The organism is Nocardioides sp. (genome assembly GCF_041913365.1).
In the GTDB taxonomy this organism is placed as follows: Bacteria; Actinomycetota; Actinomycetes; order Propionibacteriales; family Nocardioidaceae; genus Nocardioides.
The window spans coordinates 89,076-107,011 of record NZ_JAYSFM010000009.1 but is presented as its reverse complement, the minus strand read 5'-3'; the positions used below and the strand labels follow the sequence as shown (position 1 = coordinate 107,011).

General features: G+C 72.7%; 17 protein-coding genes and 1 pseudogene. 5 read left to right on the top strand and 13 right to left on the bottom strand.

The genetic code is table 11. The features are described from left to right. Positions 1–19 precede the first annotated feature (19 nt). A complete protein-coding gene (locus ACE3QY_RS17855; RefSeq protein WP_374457398.1) occupies positions 20–934 on the top strand; it encodes an NYN domain-containing protein in 915 nt (304 codons plus the stop codon). 68 nt (positions 935–1,002) lie between these two features. Continuing rightward, the gene (locus tag ACE3QY_RS17850; protein ID WP_374457397.1) at positions 1,003–1,956 is read left to right on the top strand and encodes a DUF4349 domain-containing protein; all 954 of its coding nucleotides are present in this window, start codon (positions 1,003–1,005) and stop codon (positions 1,954–1,956) included. Positions 1,957–2,168: 212 nt separating this feature from the next. Here the strand turns inward: ACE3QY_RS17850 and ACE3QY_RS17845 are convergent. From ACE3QY_RS17845 to ACE3QY_RS17815, 7 genes and pseudogenes are all read right to left on the bottom strand, one after another. Beyond that, positions 2,169–3,505: pseudogene (locus ACE3QY_RS17845) on the bottom strand (MFS transporter). Continuing rightward, entirely contained in the window at positions 3,502–4,110 is a 609-nt protein-coding gene (locus ACE3QY_RS17840) for a flavin reductase family protein (protein WP_374457396.1), read from the bottom strand. Before ACE3QY_RS17840 ends, ACE3QY_RS17845 begins: the two are co-directional and overlap by 4 nt. Further along, positions 4,107–4,613 (bottom strand): NADPH-dependent FMN reductase, encoded by a 507-nt coding sequence (locus ACE3QY_RS17835; protein ID WP_374457395.1) that lies wholly within the window; start codon positions 4,611–4,613, stop codon positions 4,107–4,109. The genes ACE3QY_RS17840 and ACE3QY_RS17835 overlap by 4 nt, the downstream gene beginning before the upstream one ends. After that, the gene (locus ACE3QY_RS17830; protein WP_374457394.1) at positions 4,610–5,752 is read right to left on the bottom strand and encodes an LLM class flavin-dependent oxidoreductase; all 1,143 of its coding nucleotides are present in this window, start codon (positions 5,750–5,752) and stop codon (positions 4,610–4,612) included. Before ACE3QY_RS17830 ends, ACE3QY_RS17835 begins: the two co-directional genes overlap by 4 nt. A gap of 76 nt (positions 5,753–5,828) precedes the next feature. Further along, complete coding sequence (locus tag ACE3QY_RS17825; protein WP_374457393.1) at positions 5,829–7,055, bottom strand: SfnB family sulfur acquisition oxidoreductase; 1,227 nt, start codon at positions 7,053–7,055, stop codon at positions 5,829–5,831. Beyond that, on the bottom strand, positions 7,052–8,164 hold the full coding sequence (gene sfnG, locus ACE3QY_RS17820) for a dimethylsulfone monooxygenase SfnG (RefSeq protein WP_374457392.1): 1,113 nt from the start codon (positions 8,162–8,164) through the stop codon (positions 7,052–7,054). Before sfnG ends, ACE3QY_RS17825 begins: the two co-directional genes overlap by 4 nt. 235 nt (positions 8,165–8,399) lie before the next feature. Continuing rightward, positions 8,400–9,761: an acyl-CoA dehydrogenase family protein gene (locus ACE3QY_RS17815; RefSeq protein ID WP_374457391.1), complete on the bottom strand. Its 1,362-nt coding sequence runs from the start codon at positions 9,759–9,761 to the stop codon at positions 8,400–8,402. Between the two features lie 151 nt (positions 9,762–9,912). Between ACE3QY_RS17815 and ACE3QY_RS17810 the strand changes: the two genes are divergently transcribed. Next, complete coding sequence (locus tag ACE3QY_RS17810) at positions 9,913–10,908, top strand: LysR family transcriptional regulator (protein ID WP_374457390.1); 996 nt, start codon at positions 9,913–9,915, stop codon at positions 10,906–10,908. On the opposite strand, the gene hemE is transcribed toward ACE3QY_RS17810, so the two are convergent. Then, the gene (gene hemE / locus ACE3QY_RS17805) at positions 10,874–11,920 is read right to left on the bottom strand and encodes a uroporphyrinogen decarboxylase (RefSeq protein WP_374457389.1); all 1,047 of its coding nucleotides are present in this window, start codon (positions 11,918–11,920) and stop codon (positions 10,874–10,876) included. The two genes, ACE3QY_RS17810 and hemE, sit on opposite strands and share 35 nt — an antisense overlap. 71 nt (positions 11,921–11,991) lie before the next feature. On the opposite strand from hemE, the gene ACE3QY_RS17800 reads away from it, so the two are divergent. Both ACE3QY_RS17800 and ACE3QY_RS17795 read left to right on the top strand, forming a co-directional pair. After that, the gene (locus ACE3QY_RS17800) at positions 11,992–12,612 is read left to right on the top strand and encodes a DUF3000 domain-containing protein (RefSeq protein WP_374457388.1); all 621 of its coding nucleotides are present in this window, start codon (positions 11,992–11,994) and stop codon (positions 12,610–12,612) included. A gap of 3 nt (positions 12,613–12,615) precedes the next feature. Further along, entirely contained in the window at positions 12,616–13,887 is a 1,272-nt protein-coding gene (locus ACE3QY_RS17795; RefSeq protein WP_374457387.1) for an HRDC domain-containing protein, read from the top strand. Between the two features lie 4 nt (positions 13,888–13,891). Here the strand turns inward: ACE3QY_RS17795 and ACE3QY_RS17790 are convergent, their stop codons facing one another. The 5 genes from ACE3QY_RS17790 to ACE3QY_RS17770 form a co-directional block, all read right to left on the bottom strand. Continuing rightward, positions 13,892–15,301: an ABC transporter substrate-binding protein gene (locus ACE3QY_RS17790; RefSeq protein WP_374457386.1), complete on the bottom strand. Its 1,410-nt coding sequence runs from the start codon at positions 15,299–15,301 to the stop codon at positions 13,892–13,894. A gap of 9 nt (positions 15,302–15,310) precedes the next feature. Further along, positions 15,311–15,685 (bottom strand): type II toxin-antitoxin system PemK/MazF family toxin, encoded by a 375-nt coding sequence (locus ACE3QY_RS17785; protein WP_374457385.1) that lies wholly within the window; start codon positions 15,683–15,685, stop codon positions 15,311–15,313. Positions 15,686–15,830: 145 nt separating this feature from the next. Beyond that, entirely contained in the window at positions 15,831–16,427 is a 597-nt protein-coding gene (locus ACE3QY_RS17780) for a hypothetical protein (RefSeq protein ID WP_374457384.1), read from the bottom strand. A gap of 9 nt (positions 16,428–16,436) precedes the next feature. Further along, complete coding sequence (locus tag ACE3QY_RS17775) at positions 16,437–16,889, bottom strand: DUF6069 family protein (RefSeq protein ID WP_374457383.1); 453 nt, start codon at positions 16,887–16,889, stop codon at positions 16,437–16,439. Next, the gene (locus ACE3QY_RS17770; protein WP_374457382.1) at positions 16,882–17,871 is read right to left on the bottom strand and encodes an RNA polymerase subunit sigma-70; all 990 of its coding nucleotides are present in this window, start codon (positions 17,869–17,871) and stop codon (positions 16,882–16,884) included. Before ACE3QY_RS17770 ends, ACE3QY_RS17775 begins: the two co-directional genes overlap by 8 nt. Positions 17,872–17,936: the final 65 nt, after the last annotated feature.

Genomic DNA, 17,936 nt, shown 5'->3' with positions numbered 1-17,936 from the left:
TCACCCTAGGGTGGCAGGCATGGAGACCAGCGGGGGTGCCGACCGGATCGCGGTGATGATCGATGCCGACAACACGAGGGCGGCGTACGCCAACGAGGTGCTGAGCGAGGTCGCGAAGTACGGCAACCCCACCATCAGGCGCGTCTACGGCGACTGGACGAACCCGCACCTGAGCCGCTGGGCGCGCATCCTCAACAGCCTCGGCCTGCGCGCCATGCACCAGAACGCCTACACCAGCGGCAAGAACTCCACCGACCTCGCGCTCGTGATCGACGCGATGGACCTGTTGTACGACGGCAACGTGGAGGCGTTCGCGCTGGTCACGAGCGACAGCGACTTCACCAGCCTCGCCCACCGGCTGCGCGAGTCGGGCAAGGCCGTCTACGTGCTCGGCGAGAACAAGGCGCCGGAGTCGCTGCGCAACGCCTGCGACAAGTTCATCGACCTCGCCGTCGTCGCGGAGACCCACGACGACGCCGACGACGACGCCGACGACGCGGATGCCGACGAGGCACCGTCGGTGACGATCAACCTCCAGAGCGCGCTGACGCGGGCGGTCAACGCGGTCTCGGACGACGAGGGCTGGGCCAGCCTCCCGGCGCTCGGCAACCAGCTGATCCGCACGCACCCGTCCTTCGACGCCCGCAACTTCGCCGGGCCCGGCGCCCGGCTGAGCACCCTCGTCACCGCGCAGCCCTACCTCGAGACCTCGGGCTCGGGCAACGCGCTGCGGGTCCGGCTGAAGGGGTCGGCGCCCAGGCAGCAGAAGGACAAGCAGCCGGCCGAGAAGGCGGCCGCGAAGAAGTCACCTGCGAAGAAGGCCGCGGCAAAGAAGGGGTCGTCGAAGGAGGCCTCGGCGAGCGCGCCCGGCACCAAGCCGGTCGTGAAGCGGACGGTCTCGCGGACCACGGCCAGGACGACGACGCAGGGCTGACGATCACGGTTCGGTCACGGGTGCGTGCCGGCCGGAACCGCCGCCGCGACGACGGGCGTCGGAGAGCCATGACCACTCTCCGGACCACCCGCGCCCGCGCCGCCGGCTTCCTCACCGTGATCACCATGACGGCCGTGCTGGCCGCCTGCTCGTCCGGCAGCGACGACAGCGGTGCCGACATGGCGCTCTCGGAGCCGGGCGTGTCCGACGGCTCCGGCTCCGACGCGGGTGGCGGTTCCGCCGAGGACAGCGCCACGAGCCGCGAGTTCGGCGGGCAGTCCGGCGACGAGGCCGCCGCCACGGGCAGCACGTCCGGGACGGCGACCGAGCGGGCGATCATCTCCTCGGGCACGGTCTCGCTGACGAGCAAGGACGTCGCCGGCGCCCGTCAGGACGTGCAGCGGATCGTCGACGCGCAGGGCGGCGAGGTCACCGAGGAGAACACCGAGACCGACGACGACGGCGAGACGTCGTACGCCCGGCTGGTGGTGCGGGTGCCGAGCTCGAAGTTCGACGCGGCCATGCAGGCGCTGGAGGACGTCGCCGTGCTCCGCTCGTCCAACCGCGGCTCGGAGGACGTGACCACGCAGGTGATCGACACCGGCGTCCGGGTGCGGGCGCAGGAGGCCAGCCTCAAGCGGGTCGAGCTGCTGCTCGCCGAGGCGAAGACCCTCAAGGACATCATCTGGATCGAGTCACAGCTGACCAACCGGCAGGCCGAGCTCGACTCGCTGAAGTCGCAGCAGACCTGGCTGAAGGACCAGACCTCGCTCTCGACGATCACCGTCGACATCACCGCGAAGCACGAGCCGAAGGCCGACAAGAAGGACGACGAGCCGGCCGGCTTCCTCTCCGGGCTCGAGGGCGGGCTCGACGCCCTGGCCGGCACCGCCCTCGCCGTCGCCACGATCGTGGGCGCCCTGCTGCCCTTCGCCGTCGTGCTGCTGGTCCTCGCACTGCCGGTCTGGCTGCTCCTCCGCCGCCGCCGGGCCACCCCGCAGCCGGCTGCACCCGAGGCCTGATCCCGGCCCGGGGTGGCGGCAGATCGCACCCGCACCGGGCTCCAGGATGCGATGTGCCGCCACCCCCAGCCGACGACCTCCGAAGGTGGCGGCAGATCGCACCCGCACCGGGCTCCAGGATGCGATGTGCCGCCACCCCCAGCCCGACGACCTCCGAAGGTGGCGGCAGATCGCACCCGCACCGGGCTCCAGGATGCAATGTGCCGCCACCCTCAGGCGGGGACGGCCTCCCGCTGACGGACGTCCGGGTGCGCGGCGTCATCGAGGGACCGGCCGACCGTCTCGGGCAGGAAGCGCGCCGAGACGAGCGAGATGGCGGCGACCAGGACGTTGTAGCCGGCGACCCACCAGAGGGTCCCGCCGCCGCGGGTGACCAGCCAGGCCGCGATCAGCGGCGTCAGGCCGGAAGCCAGGATGCCGGAGACCTGGTAGAGCGTGCTGAGAGCGGTGTAGCGGTAGCGGGTGTCGAACTGCTCGGACCAGAAGGCCGCGAGCGGCCCGTAGACCGTGCCGTAGATCAGCCCGAGGCCGACGACGAAGACGAGCGAGATCGCCCAGCGGTTCTCGGTCTGCACCAGGAAGGCCGCCGGGAAGGCGAACAGCAGCCCGATCCACGCGCCGACGCGATAGACCGGCTTGCGGCCGACCTTGTCCGACAGCGCGCCGGCGATCGGCACCAGCACGACCCCGATGGCCGCGCCGACCAGGATCGCGTCGAGCGCCCACGCACGCGGCAGCTCGAGGTTGGTGGCGACGTAGGCCAGCAGGTAGACCGAGAACAGGTTGAAGGTGAAGCCCTCGATGAAGCGCGTGCCCATGCCCAGCAGCAGCGGGCGCGGCTGCCCGGCGAGCAGGTCGCGCAGCGGGAGCCGCGAGATCTCCTTGCGCTCCTGCACCTTGGCGAACTCCGGCGTCTCCATCACCGACAGGCGGATGTAGGCGCCGATGCCGAGCAGCACGATGCTGACCAGGAAGCAGGCCCGCCAGCCCCACGCGAGGAACGCCTCCTCCGGCAGCAGCCCGGCGAGCGAGAACGCACCGGCGGCCAGCACGAGCCCACCCGGTACGCCGATGTGCGCGAAGCTGCCGAAGAAGCCGCGACGCTCGGCCGGGGCGTACTCCACGGCCAGCAGGACGCCCCGCCGTACTCCCCGCCGACGCCGATGCCCTGCAGCACGCGGAGCACCACGAGGGCGATCGGTGCGAGCACCCCGATCTGGTCGTACGTCGGCAGCAGGCCGATCAGCGCCGTGCCGATCCCCATGATCACGAGCGTCAGCAGCAGCATCTGCTTGCGGCCGATCCGGTCCCCGAAGTGGCCGAAGACCAGCCCTCCGACGGGACGGGCGAAGAAGCCGACGGCGAAGGTGGCGAAGGCCGCGAACTGGGCGGCCGGGCCGTCGAGGCCGTTGAAGTAGAGCTTGTCGAAGACGACCGCGGCGGCGGTGCCGTAGAGGAAGAAGTCGTACCACTCGATCGTGGCGCCGACCGCCGAGGCGAGCGCGACGCGACGAGGAGTGGGGGCGGCCTGGCCGGCATGGGTGCTCATGCCGCGTCCTCCTCGGAGGCGTGGGACTCGGGTGCGCCACGGTCGACCTCGGCGCCGTTGATCCGGCCGTCGAGGCGGGCGGGGTCGAGGTCGTCGCGGTGCAGCTTGGCGAAGGCGGAGCGGTGGAAGACGAGCGGGTGCTCGCCGTCGCCTCCCCCGACCTCGTGGACCTCGAGCAGCACGATGACGTGGTCGCCGGCCGTGATCTCCTCGCGGATCGAGCAGTCGTAGGTCGCGACGGCCTCGTCGAGCAGCACGGCGCCGTTGCCGGTCACCTTGAAGGGCAGTCCGGCGAAGCGCTCCTCGCGGGGGCCGGCGAGCTGGCGGCAGACCACGTCGTGGTGGTCGGCGAGCACGCTGATGCCCAGCCGCTCGGCCTCGCGGAGCAGCGGCCAGGTGGAGCTGCTGGTGGAGATGGAGAACGACACCAGCGGCGGCTCGATGCTCACCGAGGTGAACGACGAGGCGGCGATGCCGGTCAGCTGGCCCTTCACCGACGCGGCCACGGCGACGACCCCGGAGGGGAAGGCGCCGAAGGCGTCGCGGAGCGTGCGCTGGTCGAGTGCGGGGATCGCGTCGGAGGGCATGGAGGTCTGGCTGGTCATGCGGTCACCACCTGTGCGGAGGGGAGGGCGGGCAGGAACGGCGCTGCGGCGGCGAACCACGTGTCGTACGGCTCGGGCTGCTCGTGCTCGCGGTCGAGGACGTAGAGGCCGCGCGTCGGCACCGACGCGCCGAGCTCGACGAGCACCTGGCGCAGCCTGTGCTCGGGCGCGAGCGAGTGCGCGCTGGAGGCGCCGAGCATGAGCGGCACGGCGGTGACGCCGCCGAGGCCCTGGTGCGGGAACCGGTCGAGGAACGCCTTGAGCAGGCCGGTGTAGGTGGCCTTGTAGGTCGGGCTGGCGACGATCACCACGAGGCTGGCCGAGACCTGCTCGACCAGGTCGGCGACCGTCGGCGACGACCAGTCGAAGAGCTCGCCGGCGTGGTCGGCGAGGTCGACCACGAGGTCGGCTCCCCCGAGCCGGTCGGCCAGGGTCAGCGCGGCCTCGTAGGTGCGCGAGACGGGCTTGGGGTTGCCGACGACGACGGCGACGCGGGCGCTCACGAAGCGGCCTTCTGGGCGCCGAAGGGCACGGACGCCTGCGCGGTGACCGGGGCCGGGTGGGTCCACAGGCCGCGCTTCTCGAGCACGGGCAGCACGCCCTCGCCGAAGTGGTAGGCGCCCTCGAGGTGCGGGTAGGCGGAGAGGACGAGCTCCTCGATGCCGACGGCGGCGTACTCCTCGATGAGGTCGGCCACCTCCTCGTGGCTGCCGACGAGCGCGGTGCCCGCGCCGCCACGCACCAGGCCGACGCCGGCCCAGAGGTTCGGGTGGATCTCGAGCCCGTCGCGGCTGCCGTTGTTGAGCGACAGCATGTTCTGCTGGCCCACCGACTCGGAGCGCTTGAGGCCCTCCTGGACCCGGGCGATGTCCTCGTCGGAGATGCCGGCGAGCAGGCGGTCGGCCTCGGCCCACGCCTCCTCGGAGGTGTCGCGGGAGATGGTGTGGACGCGGAGGCCGTACTTCAGCGCCCGACCCTCCTGCTCGGCGAGCTCGCGGATCCACTCCACCTTCTTCGCGACCGCGGCCGGCGGCTCGCCCCACGTCAGGTAGACGTCGGCGTGCTCGGCCGCGACCCGTCCGGCGGCCGGCGAGGAGCCGCCGAAGTAGATCTCGGGGACCGGGTCGGGCAGCTGATGGAGGCGGGCGTTCTCCACCCGCAGGTGCCGGCCGGCGAAGGTGACCTCCTCGCCGGTCCAGAGCCGGCGCACGATCGAGAGGAACTCGCCGCAGCGCTCGTAGCGCTCCTCCTTGTCGAGGAAGTCGCCGTAGGCGCGCTGCTCGTGCGACTCGCCGCCGGTCACGACGTTGAGGAGCAGGCGTCCGCCGCTGAGGTTCTGGAAGGTGGCGGCCATCTGGGCGGCCAGCGTCGGCGAGGTCATCCCGGGGCGGAACGCGACGAGGAACTTCAGCCGCTCCGAGAGCGGGGCCAGCATCGCGGTGGTCAGCCAGGCGTCCTCGCACCAAGCACCAGTCGGGGTCAGCGCGGCCTCGAAGCCGAGCTGCTCGGCGCTGCGGGCGATCTGGCCGAGGTAGGGCACGCTCGCCGGTCGGCCGGCCGCGCCGTGCACGACGCCGTGGCCGCCGCTGACGACGTGGCGTCCGTCGCCGCCGTTGGTGGGCAGGAACCAGTGGAACTTCATTACAGTCCTTTCGAGTGTGACCTCAGGTGGTTTCGAAGCTCGTCGCTGCGCTCCTCGCCTCGCAACCACCAAGGGGTCAGAGCTGACCGTGGTTGGGCGGCGGGGTGCCGTCGACCACGTAGCGGCCGAGGTGCTGGACCTTCCAGGCGGCCGGGTCGTGGAGGGTGTGGGTGCGGGCGTTGCGCCAGTGCCGGTGGAGGTTGAGCGAGTCGAGCGCCGAGCGGGTGCCGGCGACCTCGAAGAGACGGCTGGAGACGTCGACGGCGACCGTGGCGGAGTGCGCCCGGACCGCGGCGACCGCCAGGCTGGCCATCGCGGCGGTGCCGGCGGTGAGGCCGTCGTCCGCGAGGTCGACGGCCCGGCCGGCCTCGCGCAGCAGCGCCTCCGCAGCGCGTACGCCGACCTCCATCTCGCCGAGCGCCTGCACGACCAGCGGGTCGTCGGCCGCCCGCTCGACACCGGCGTCCGGGTAGGGGCGCGACTTCGTGCGGACGAAGTCGGCCGCGTCCCGCAGGGCGGCGCGGGCGATGCCGACGTCGAGCGCGGCGTGCAGCACCTGGGCGAATGCGCCGTAGGTCTGGGGACCCTCGAAGGTCAGGTGGTACGGCGTGATGCGGGCGTCGTCGACGACCACGTCGTCCAGCTCGACGGTGCCGCTGGCGGTGGTGCGCTGGCCCATGCCGTTCCAGTCGTCGGTCACCGTCACGCCCTCGGCCGACCGCTCGACCCAGGCCACGTGGAGCGGGCCGGCGCCCGGCGCGGCCAGGGTGTCCCTGTGGGCCAGGACCGGGATCCAGTGCGCGAAGAGCGCACCGGTGCTGTAGCCCTTGGTGCCGCTGAGGATCCAGCGGCCCTGTCCGGCCGGCGTCAGCGACGTGCGGATGTCGCGGACGTGGCGGGTGCCGACCTCGGACTGCGCGTTGCCGAAGCGCTTGCCGGCCAGCACCTCGCCGAAGAAGAAGCGCTGCTGCTCGGGCGTGCCCTGGTGGCGCATCGCGTTGACGTAGACGAAGTGGCTGTGCGGCACCTGCGCGACGCTGGGGTCGCCGGCGGCGAGGATCCGGAAGACCTCGACCAGCACCTCGGTCGGCAGGTCCGCTCCCCCGTGCTCGCCCGGGACGGTGATCGCCAGCAGGCCGGAGGCGGAGAGCCGGTCGAGCTCGCCCTCGGGCAGGACCCGGTCGCGGTCGCGCTCGGGGGAGGTGGCGGCGAGGTCGGCGGCGATCTCCGTGGCGACGGCGATGGCCTCGCCGGCGGAGAGGATCGGGACGGCCTTTGCCTCGCGGAGTGGAGCGAGCGTCATGCGACTTGCTCCTGCTCGGCGGCCTCGAGCTCACGCACGATCGGCAGCACGTGCCGGCCGAAGTACTCGACCTCCTCCTGGAAGTGCAGGAAGCCGAGGAGGAAGAGGTCGACGCCGCGCCGCTTGAACTCGAGCATCCGGTGGGCGACCTGCTCGGGCGTGCCGACCAGGCCGGTGCGGAAGCCGTCGTTGTACTGGACGAGGTCGGCGAAGTCGCTGTCCTGCCACATCCCCTTCCTGTCACCGGTCGACTGGCCGGCCTGCTTCACCGCGTTGCCGAAGCCCTCGACGGCCTCGGGGTTGGCCTTGGCGATGATCTCCTCGAGGGTCGCGTGCGCCTCGGCCTCGCTGTCACGGGCGACCATGAAGCCGTTCACGCCGAAGCGGACCGTACGTCCGGCGGCGCGGGCGCTGCGGGTGACGCCCTCGATCTGCAGCTCGATGCCGTCGGGCGTGTTGCCGTTGGCGAAGTACCAGTCGCTCACCCGCCCGGCCATCTCCTGCGCGACGGAGGAGTTGCCGCCCTGGAAGATCTCGGGCAGCGGGCGACCGGGCAGGTCGAGCGGCTTCGGCAACATGTCGAAGTCCTTCAGCTGGAAGAAGTCGCCGCGGAACTGCGCGCTGTCCTCGGTCCAGATCTCGCGCACGTAGGAGATGAACTCCTCGGCCATCCGGTAGCGCTCGCCGTGCTCGAGCCAGCGCACGCCCATGGTGGTGGCCTCGTCCTTGAACCAGCCGGAGACGACGTTGATCGCGGCGCGGCCGTTGCTGAGGTGGTCGGCGGTCGCGATGAACTTCGCGAGCACGCCCGGGTGCCACATGTAGGGGTGGACCGCGGAGATGACCTTGAGCCGCTCGGTGGCCAGGAGCAGCGCGAGGCTGAAGCTGGTCGCCTCGTGCTGGTAGGCAGCGCCGTACGACGCGGTGTAGCGGACCTGCGTCAGGGCGTACTCGAAGCCGTTGTCCTCGGCCGTCCGGGCCAGGCGCTTGTTGTAGTCGTAGTCCCAACCGGTGCGCTGCTCGATGTCGGAGATCACCAGGCCGCCGGACACGTTGGGCACCCAGTAGGCGAACTTCAGCGGCTCGCTGCGGGTGGGGGTGGTGCTCATCTGCTCTCCTCGGGGACGGAGTCGGACGTCGGTCGAACGGGGACGATCAATCTCTAATCTCTATTGATCTTGTAGACAAAGGTAGCAGCGGTCCGGCCCGATCCCGACCACCCCGTCGCCCGGCGATGTCGAGGGGGTGAAAGGTCGGACCTGCCACGCAATGCCTGTCACCACCACGGGACAGTCGCGGGACAGGCCGGACCTTCCACCCCCTCCGGAGCCGGTGCGTAACCGGTCAGCTGGTGGAGCCCGGGTCGCCCAGGTCGCGGGGCGCGGGTCGGCCGTCGGCCCAGTCCTGGCGCCGGCGGGTGCCGCCGATCGACCAGGCGTACGGCGGCGGCGTGCCGTTGACGGCATGGGCGCCGACGACCCGCGCCTTGAGGATCCGCGGGTTGTGCGAGGCGACGGTGCGGGCGTTGCGCCAGTGGCGGTCGAGCGCCTGGGGCCGTGCGGTCGCCGAGGCGCCGAGCGCGTCGAAGATGTCCGACGTGGCGCGCAGGACCAGCTCGGAGACGACCACCTGCGCGGTGGAGGACTCGATCTCGCTGGCCTCGACGAGCGCGGCGACCTCCTCCGCGGTCCCCAGCGCCGCGTCGGCCACGGCCTGGACGCTGGCGGCGACCCGCAGCGTCGCCGCCTCGGCGGCGTACACCGCCGCGGCGATCTCACCGACGCGCGCCAGGACCTGGGCGTCGTCGCGCACGCGCGGGGCGTTGGCGTGGGAGAAGTTGCGCGTGCGGTTCTGCACGGCCTCGACCACGTCGGCCAGCGCCGCCCGGCCGATGCCGGTGAGCGTGGCCAGCAGGTTGAGCTGGTAGAACGCGGTCTGGAACGGGAAGCGCTCCTCGAACGGCAGCACGTGGTCGGCCGGGACACCGACGTTGTCGAAGGTCGACGTGCCGCTGCCGGTGCCCTTCTGGCCGAAGCCGTTCCAGTCGTCGGTGACGACCACTCCCGGGTCGCGCAGGTCGACGATGGCGATCGCGGTGTCCTCCTCGACCTCGTCGGGGTGCCCCGGCGTCGCGACCCGCGCGTGCACGTCGGCCCACTCGGCGAAGATGCTGCCGGTCGTGTAGTACTTCGTGCCGTCGAGCCGGTAGGAGCCGTCGGCGCGCGGACGCAGGACCGTGCGCGGCAGGTCGATGCTCGACCCGACCTCGGACCACGCGTTGCCGACCATCTCGCCGGCGACGAAGCGGTCGAACCACACGCGCTGGTCGCTGGTGCGGGCGTGGTGCCACAGCCGGTCCTCGACGAGGGCGAAGTGGCCGCGGAAGGCCTGCGGCAGGTTGGCGTCGACCGCCGCCAGCTCGATCCAGAGGTGAGCCAGCTCGACGAGGTCCAGGCCGCCGCCGCCGAAGGCCGTCGGGACGCGCAGCGCGCCGAACCCCTCGGCCTTCAGGCGGGCGACCGCCTCCGTCGGCAGGACGCCGTCGAGCTCGCGCTGCAGCGCGCCCTCGCCGATGGCCTCGAGGACGGGTGCCCACTGGGCGAGCAGGTCGCCGAGGGCCTGGCGCGTGGCGCCGTCATGGGTGTCGACGGAGCCGGCGGCGCGGTCGTCGCGGCCGAGGGTGGGCCGGACACGCAGGGTGGTCATGGGTTCAATCCTCCCGATTTGTATAGTTACTTAGTAGACTTTAGGTAATCGACCTCGGGAACCGGGAATCCGCGGCAGCAGGTTTTGCCGGGCACCCCGCGAGGTCGGCCACCGGAACACCCAGCGACAGCGCGAAGAGCAGGAGCCACAGGTGCGGATCGAACAACTGGAGTACCTCGCGGCGGTGACCGAGCACGGGTCACTGCGGCGGGCGAGCGAGGCCATGCACATCTCCCAGCCCGCGCTCAGCGAGGCGGTGACCAAGCTGGAGAAGGAGCTCGGCACCACGCTGCTGGACCGTCGCCGCACGGGGTCGCGGATCAGCCGGCAGGGCCTGGACCTGCAGCAGTTCATGACCGAGGTCCTCGAGGCGGTCGACCGGCTGCGACAGGCCGCGGGCCAGCAGTCCGTACGCCGCCGGGACCTGCGCATCGGCACGGTCAACACCGCGTCCTCGAGCCTGCTGGCGCCGGCGCTGCGCGACCTGCACGCCCGGCACGGCTCCGGCGGCGTCGAGGTGGTCAACGGCCGCCAGGCCGACATCCAGCAGGGCCTCGCCGAGGGCTCGCTCGACCTCGGGCTGGTCAACGTGCTGCCCGGTGACGAGGTGCCGCCGTCGCTGGTCGCGGACAAGCTCATCGAGGGCACACCGGTCGCGTGCCTGCGTGCCGACCACCCGCTCGCCGCCAAGGAGCGGGTCACCGTCGACGACCTCCGCGCCGAGCCGCACGTGCTGATGCGGCCCGGCTTCGTGATGCACCGCTACGCGCACCGCGTCTTCGCCGGCTCGCTGCCGGGGACGACGTACGCCACGGACGGCGCCGATCTCGGCAAGTCGATGGTCGCCGCCGGCCTGGGCATCTCGATCCTGCCGGACTTCTCGATCACCCACGACGCGCTCGTGCGCGCCGGGGTGCTCACCACCCGACCGATCCAGACCGACCAGACGACGGTGACGCTGCTGATGCTGCGGCGTCGTGTCGAGCGGGTCGCCGAGCCGCTGCGCGACCTGCAGACCGCGCTCGTCCGGCAGGCGCGGGCCTACCTCGCCTCGCTCGAGCTGCCGCCCACGGGTTCGGACCCGGCTCCGGAGGTGGCGGCGGTGACGCCGATCAGCAGCCGTGCACGAACTCTGTCAGCGCAGTGAGCTGACCGGGGTCGGTCGAGGGGATCACCCCGTGGCCGAGGTTGAAGATGTGGCCCTTGGCCGCGCGGCCCGCCTCGATGACCTCGGCGGCGCGCGCGGTCATCACCTCGGTGGGCGCGAAGACGAGCGTCGGGTCGAGGTTGCCCTGCACGGCGCGGTCCCCGACCAGCGGGATCGCCTGCTCCAGCGGCGTACGCCAGTCGACGCCGACCACGTCGGCGCCCGCCTCGCCCATCATGCCGAGGAGGTTGCTGGTGCCGACACCGAAGTGGATGCGCGGCACGCCGAGCTCGCCCGCCGCCGCCAGAACCCGTGACGAGTGCGGCATGACCGAGGCCTGGTAGTCGGCGGGGGTGAGCGCACCCGCCCAGGAGTCGAAGAGCTGGACCGCGGAGGCGCCGGCCTCGACCTGGATCCGGAGGTACGTCGCCGCGATGCCGGCGATCTTGCGCATCAGCGCGTCCCACACGTCGGGCGCCCCGAACATCATCGCCTTGGTCCGGGCGTGCTCCTTCGACGGCCCGCCCTCGACGAGGTACGACGCGACGGTGAAGGGGGCGCCGGCGAAGCCGATGAGCGGGGTGGCGCCGAGCTCGGCGACCAGCTGGCGCACCGCCTGCGAGATGTAGGGCACGTGCTCGGGCGTCAGGTCGGGGATCGCCTCGACGTCGGCGAGCGTGCGCACGGGTGCGGCCACGACCGGGCCGACGCCCGGCTTGATGTCCAGGTCGACGCCGACGGCCTTCAGCGGCAGCACGATGTCGGAGAAGAAGATCGCCGCGTCGACGCCGTAGCGGCGGACCGGCTGCAGGGTGATCTCGGTGACCAGGTCGGCGTCCATGCAGGACTCGAGCATGCCGATGCCCTCGCGCACCTTCAGGTACTCCGGGAGCGAGCGGCCCGCCTGCCGCATGTACCAGACCGGCGTGCGGGACGGCCGCTCGCCGCGGGCGGCGGCCAGGAACGGGCTGTCGGCGAGACCGGGGTGGGGCGTCTGAGCAGTGGCGGTCACGCCCGAATCTTCGCAGGTCAGGCGGCGTGGCGGCACATCGGCGGCGCGGAGGGCTGGCCTACTCTGGAGCAATGGTGGCCCGTCACGAGACCCACCCGGGCAGTGCTGCCGGGGCTGGGCCTGCGGAGTTCCGCGCAGCTGTGGAGTCGATGCGCCGGGCTTCGCTGCGCCCGGAGGTCTTCTGCGAGGAGATGCCCGCCCCGCAGCGCATCGCGCCCTGGTCGTCCGCGCTCAGCGCCGACGTCACCGTCGACGACGAGGACCTCGGCACCGGGCGGCTGATCCTGCTGCACGACCCGGCCGGCAACGACGCCTGGGACGGCACCTTCCGGTGCGTCGCCTACGCCCGTGCCGAGATCGACCCCGAGCTGGGCGCCGACCCGATGCTCGCCGCGGTCGGGTGGTCGTGGCTGACCGAGGCGCTCGAGGCGCACGGGGCGGCCTTCCACGCCGCGTCCGGCACCGTCACCTGCGTCACCACCGAGAGCTTCGGCGGGATGGCCGAGGAGCCCGGCACGGCGCAGGTCGAGATCCGCGCCTCCTGGACGCCCGCCGTCGACGAGGACGGCGCGCTCGACATGACCCCGCACGTCGAGGCGTGGGGCGAGCTGTTGTGCACGGCGGTGGGCCTGCCGCCGGTGCCCGAGGGCGTCACCGCCATCCCGAGCCGGCGCGGACAGCGCGGCACCTGAGCGATGGCCGACCCCGCAGACGTCGAACCCGAGACTCCCCCGCACGAGGAGGTCGCCGAGGCTCCCCCGGCACCCCTGCTCGAGCTGCGCGACGGCCTGCCCGAGGTCGTCGACACCGACGCCGGCCTGGCCGAGGCGTGCGCCGCGCTCACCGCCGCCACCGGACCCGTCGCGATCGACGCGGAGCGGGCGTCGGGCTACCGCTACTCCAACCGCGCCTACCTCATCCAGCTGCGCCGCGAGGGCGCCGGCACCTGGCTGATCGACCCGATCCCGATGTCGTCGCTCGCCCCGCTGCAGGAGGCGCTCGAGGGCGCGGAGTGGATCCTCCACGCCGCCACCCAGGACCTCCCCTGCCTGCGCGAGGTCGGGCTGACGCCGACCGGCCTGTTCGACACCGAGCTCGCCGGCCGGCTGCTGGGCTACCCCCGCGTCGGGCTCGCGACGCTCGTCGAGACGATCCTCGGCCAGCGGATGCGCAAGGAGCACTCCGCCGCCGACTGGTCGACGCGGCCGCTGCCCACGCCCTGGCTGGAGTACGCCGCGCTCGACGTGGAGGTCCTCCTCGAGCTGCGCGAGCACATGATCGGCGAGCTCGAGGAGGCCGGCAAGGCCGAGTGGGCCCGCCAGGAGTTCGAGCACCTGCTCGGCTTCGAGCCCGCGGTGCGCCACGAGGCGTGGCGTCGTACGTCGGGCGTGCACCGGCTGCGCGGCCGCCGGGCCCTCGGCGCCGCCCGGGCGCTGTGGGAGGCGCGCGACGAGATCGCCGCCGAGCGCGACGTCACCCCCGGCCGGATCCTCCCCGACTCCGCCATCGTCGTCGCCGCCACCGCGATGCCGACCGACCGCCGCGCGCTGCTGTCCACCCAGGGTTTCCACGGCCGCGGCGCCAGCCGCTACGCCGCCAGCTGGGTCGAGGCGCTGCAGCGGGTCCGCGCCATGTCCGAGGACGAGCTGCCGACCCGCGCGCCCCGCGGCGACGGGCCGCCGCACCCCCGCACGTGGGCCGACCGCGACCCGGTCGCCGACCGCCGCTTCAAGGCGGCCCGTGAGGCGATGCTCAACCTGGCCGAGGCCCACCACCTCCCGGTGGAGAACCTGCTCACGCCCGACTTCCTCCGCCGCCTGATGTGGGCCCCGCCGGCGACCCGCGAGCCCGCGGCGCTGGCCGAGGCGGTGCGCGGCCAGCTGGCGGCGTACGGCGCCCGGCCCTGGCAGGCCGAGGTCGTCACCGGCGCGCTGGTGGGCGCGATCCTGGGCGCCGAGCAGGAGTAGGCCGCTACTCCGAGGGCGACTCGGTCGGCTCGCTCGGCGACTCCGAGGGCGACTCCGAGGGCGACTCGGTCTCCTCGGGCGACAGGACGGCCTGCGAGGCCTGGTCGATCTGCTCGGTGATGAGCTCGAGGTCGAGCACGCCGGGCGCGGTGACGAGCCGCTCGAGCAGCGGCGTGACCGCCTCGGTCAGCTCGTCGCGCCGGTCGATGAACGGCGGCACCTCCATGTAGCGGATGCTCGCGTTGAAGATGCCGGAGTGCTCGGGCTCGAGGGTCGGGGCCAGGAAGTCCTCCGACGCGGCGACCTCGGTGTTGGCCGGAACGATGTAGCCGGTCGAGGCGACGGTGGCGATCGCGGCGTCCGAGACGGCGTAGGCGATGAAGTCGGCGGCGTCACCCTGCACCTGGGAGTCGCTGGAGAGGCACAGGCCGCTGATGTCACCGACGGTCGCGCGGGTGTCGATGATCGGCATCGGCAGCACGTCGAAGTCCAGGCCCTCGGCGTCGCGGAGCTCGGGGACGAGGTTGCGGAAGCCGGCGATCATCGCGAGCTCGCCGCGCTTGAACAGCTGCACCGGCGTCGCCCGCGCCAGCTGGGCGTTGGTCGGCGTGAGCGTGGGGTCGCGCAGGATCGCGAGCGTCTCGCTGAGCGCCTCGCGGGTGTTGTCGTCGGAGAAGCTCAGCGACGTGGGCTCGCGGTCGTCGTCGAACACCTCGCCGTCGCCGGAGTAGATGAACGGCGCGAGGCCCTGCAGGGTCGGGTCGATCCAGACGCCGCGCTTGTCGTTGCCGCGGCGCGAGGCGAACTGCGCCGCCGCCCCGAACTCCGCCAGCGTCCAGCGGTCGCGGTTGCCCTCGTCGTCGGCGGTGGGCACGTCGTACTCGCGCCGCTCCATCTTGTCGAAGTCGACCATCTGGGTGTTGTAGTAGATGACCATCGGGGAGACCGAGTACGCCATGCACTGCAGCTCGTCGTCCATCGCGAAGGCGTCGACCGCGTCGCGGGAGAAGCGGTCTCCGAAGTCCACGCCGCGCTCGTCGAGCAGCAGGCTGACCGGCTGGAGCGCGTCGGCGGCGACCAGCTGGCCGAGGTCGATGCGCGAGGTCAGGAAGGCGTCGGGTGCGTTGCCGGCGAGGACGTCCTCGAGCGCCGACTCGTGGTCGGGCCACGACTTCAGGGTGACCTTGCGGGTGCTGGAGGCGGCGTTGAAGGAGTCGACGACGCTCTGGAAGGCGGCGACCTCCTCCTCGCTGCCGTAGGCACCGAAGGTGACCTCGCGCGGCTTCACCGGCTGCTTCGACGTGGTCGGCGGCTTCGAGGGCTGCGACTCCGGCTCGGCGTCGTCGGTGCACGCGGCCGTGCCCAGCGCCACCGTCAGGGCGCAGCCGACCAGGGAGAGACGTCGCAGCAGCACGACGAAACCCTAGCGACCGAGTCCACGCACCGCTGCGACCACCTGCTCGAAGACCGCGCGGTCCAGCGCGGCGCCCTCGCGTCGTACGCCGTCGGGGTCGAGGTGGATCGGGCGGTCCAGCCGGACCTCGCTGGGTCGCCCCTGCGGGTCCCAGCCGCCGGTGCCGACGTCCATCCAGTGGCGGCCGAAGCGCGCCTCGTCCTCCGCGTCGCGGTCGTGGTCCTGGCTGCTGAGCATCAGCCCGGTCCAGCCGTCACCCTCGACGTCGAGGACCAGCACCGGTCGGTCCTTGCCCTGCGTCGGGTCGTCCTCGTAGGGCACCCACGCCCAGACCACCTCGCCCGGGTCCGGCTCGCCGTCGATCTCGGGCTCGTAGGTCGCCATGGCGCGAGAGTAGAGGAACGGCAGGGCGGGACGTGTGTGAGTGCGCCGGACCGGGAGCGCCTCACGGCGCGTGGCCGCTCGTAGCGGCTAATTTTGGGACCCGGGGCTGCCACAGCCCGACGCACTCGAGGACCATTTTAATCCTCTAGGCCAGTGTGTTGGCGATTTCCCCATGTCCGGCGGCCTCCAGCTGCTCCGACAGCTGGAGCATCCGGGCGATGTCGTCGTGGCTCGCCGCGCCGAGGGTGGCGCGACCGGCGGCGACGACGCGTGCGAAGGCGGCCGCCCGGAAGAGCGTGACGGCGAAGTCGCCGCGGGTGATGCCGCGCAGCACCTCGTCGACCATCCGGCGCAGCTCGTCGGGGCCGGGCGGGTCGGCGACACCGGCGACGACCCGGGCGACGTCCGCGCGGCGCTGGCCGGCGTCGTACTCCTCCGCGACCCGCTCGGGGTCGGCGTGCACCCAGGCGCGGAGGACGAACAGCCGCCAGAGGCTCCCGGCGAGCGTGTCGGCCGGGGCGCCGGACCAGACCTCGGCGAGGGTCTCGAGGCCCTCGCTCTCGGCGAGGTGCACGACCCGCTCCGCGACCGCGGGGTCGTCGGACTCCCGCGCGCCGCGGACCAGGACCGTCGCGGCCAGGTCACCCGCCTCCCGCACCTTCGCCGGGTCGGCGCCCCCGGCGATCTCGGCGAAGAAGCCGTCACCGGGTGTCATCGGACGGTGGTGGGTGCGACCGGTCATCGCCCCAGACTAGGCGGGCCCACCAGCCGTCGGGGCGGAACCGGGGCGGAGCCCGCGGGCCAGCGTCGGGATCATCACCGCGGCCGCGAGCAGGTGCAGCACGACTAGGGCGAGGCTGGTGCCGGGGCTGGCGCCGACCACGAAGGGCGGGACCAGCGAGGCCGCGGTGAGCCCCACCGCGGTCCGCACGAACCGGTCCGCCGGACGGGTGCTCCAGCGCAGGAGGGCGAGCGCGAGGCCGACGCCGACCAGGGAGAAGACGCCGGTCACGAAGGCCACCCCCGACACGGGGATCGACTCCCCGTCGTCCGGCACCTCGAAGCCCACCCCGGCGGCACGGGCGAGGGCCGCGCCCGTCGCGGTGGCCGCCATCGCGGCGACCGTGCCGAGCAGCCCGGTCCCCACCAGCCGGCCCGGGCGCTGCCGCGTCCGGCTGCGCGTCTCGATCGCGGTGTCACTCATCGCCGGCCTCCAGCCGCTCGGGCAGCCAGAGCCGCGGGAACTGGTCGGCGTCGAAGATGGTCACCTCGGTGACCTGGCCGCCGCTGATGCGGAGCACGTCGATCGTCAGCGGGAGGTACGCCGCCTCGTCCTCGCGCCAGAGGTAGTAGGCGACCGCCGGCTGACGGTTCACCGACGTGGCGACCGGGCGGAAGCCGGACATCTGCGGATAGCCGTCGGCGGTCCAGCTCGCCAGCACCGCCTCCCGTCCCACCACGAGGCCCTGCGAGGGCGGCATCGCGAACCGCACGTCGTCGCGGAGCAAGGTGGCGATCGTGTCGATGTCGGTGGCCACGCTGGCCTCGGTGAAGCGTCGTACGAGGTCGCGGTTGTCGGCGTCGTCCTCGCCGCCCGTCCACTCCTGCCGCTCGGCGGGCAGGTGCTCGCGCATCCCGGCGCGGGCCCGCTGGAGCGCGCTGTTGACCGAGTTCACCGAATCGCCGAGGAGCTCGGCCACGTCCTTCGCGGGCCAGCCGAGCACGTCGCGCAGGATCAGCGCGGCCCGGGCGCGCGGCGCGAGGTGCTGCACCGCGACGACGTACGCCAGCTCGATCGTCTCGCGGGCCACGGCGAGCGCCTCGGGCTCCTCACCTCCGGCTGCCGGCAGCTCGTCGAGCAGCCGGTCGGGGTAGGGCTGGAGCCACAGCACCTCACCGCCGGTCGCCGGCTCCGGGCGCCGCTTGGCGAGCAGGTCGAGGCAGGCGTTCGTGGCGATCCGGTACAGCCAGGCCCGGAAGGTCGAGCGGCCCTGATAGGTCTCCCGCCGCCGCCAGGCGCGCAGGAACGTCTCCTGCACGGCGTCCTCGGCGTCCTCGAAGGAGCCGAGCATCCGGTAGCAGTGCACGTGCAGCTCGCGGCGGTGCCGGTCGGCCAGCGACCAGAACGCCGGCTCGTCGACCCCCTCCAGGTCCGTCACGTCTCGCTCCTCCAGCTGTGCGCTCATCGCCCATCCTTCCGTCTCGTGGTCCTGACACACGTATGACGGCCGCGGGCGCGAGAACTCATCAC

Coding starts and splice junctions, on each gene's coding strand:
- ACE3QY_RS17855 (WP_374457398.1), top strand. CDS start 20: ATGGAGACCAGCGGGGGTGCCGACCGGATCGCGGTGATGATCGATGCC.
- ACE3QY_RS17850 (WP_374457397.1), top strand. CDS start 1,003: ATGACCACTCTCCGGACCACCCGCGCCCGCGCCGCCGGCTTCCTCACC.
- ACE3QY_RS17840 (WP_374457396.1), bottom strand. CDS start 4,110: ATGACCAGCCAGACCTCCATGCCCTCCGACGCGATCCCCGCACTCGAC.
- ACE3QY_RS17830 (WP_374457394.1), bottom strand. CDS start 5,752: ATGAAGTTCCACTGGTTCCTGCCCACCAACGGCGGCGACGGACGCCAC.
- ACE3QY_RS17825 (WP_374457393.1), bottom strand. CDS start 7,055: ATGACGCTCGCTCCACTCCGCGAGGCAAAGGCCGTCCCGATCCTCTCC.
- sfnG (WP_374457392.1), bottom strand. CDS start 8,164: ATGAGCACCACCCCCACCCGCAGCGAGCCGCTGAAGTTCGCCTACTGG.
- ACE3QY_RS17815 (WP_374457391.1), bottom strand. CDS start 9,761: ATGACCACCCTGCGTGTCCGGCCCACCCTCGGCCGCGACGACCGCGCC.
- ACE3QY_RS17800 (WP_374457388.1), top strand. CDS start 11,992: ATGGTGGCCCGTCACGAGACCCACCCGGGCAGTGCTGCCGGGGCTGGG.
- ACE3QY_RS17795 (WP_374457387.1), top strand. CDS start 12,616: ATGGCCGACCCCGCAGACGTCGAACCCGAGACTCCCCCGCACGAGGAG.
- ACE3QY_RS17785 (WP_374457385.1), bottom strand. CDS start 15,685: ATGGCGACCTACGAGCCCGAGATCGACGGCGAGCCGGACCCGGGCGAG.
- ACE3QY_RS17780 (WP_374457384.1), bottom strand. CDS start 16,427: ATGACCGGTCGCACCCACCACCGTCCGATGACACCCGGTGACGGCTTC.
- ACE3QY_RS17775 (WP_374457383.1), bottom strand. CDS start 16,889: ATGAGTGACACCGCGATCGAGACGCGCAGCCGGACGCGGCAGCGCCCG.
- ACE3QY_RS17770 (WP_374457382.1), bottom strand. CDS start 17,871: ATGAGCGCACAGCTGGAGGAGCGAGACGTGACGGACCTGGAGGGGGTC.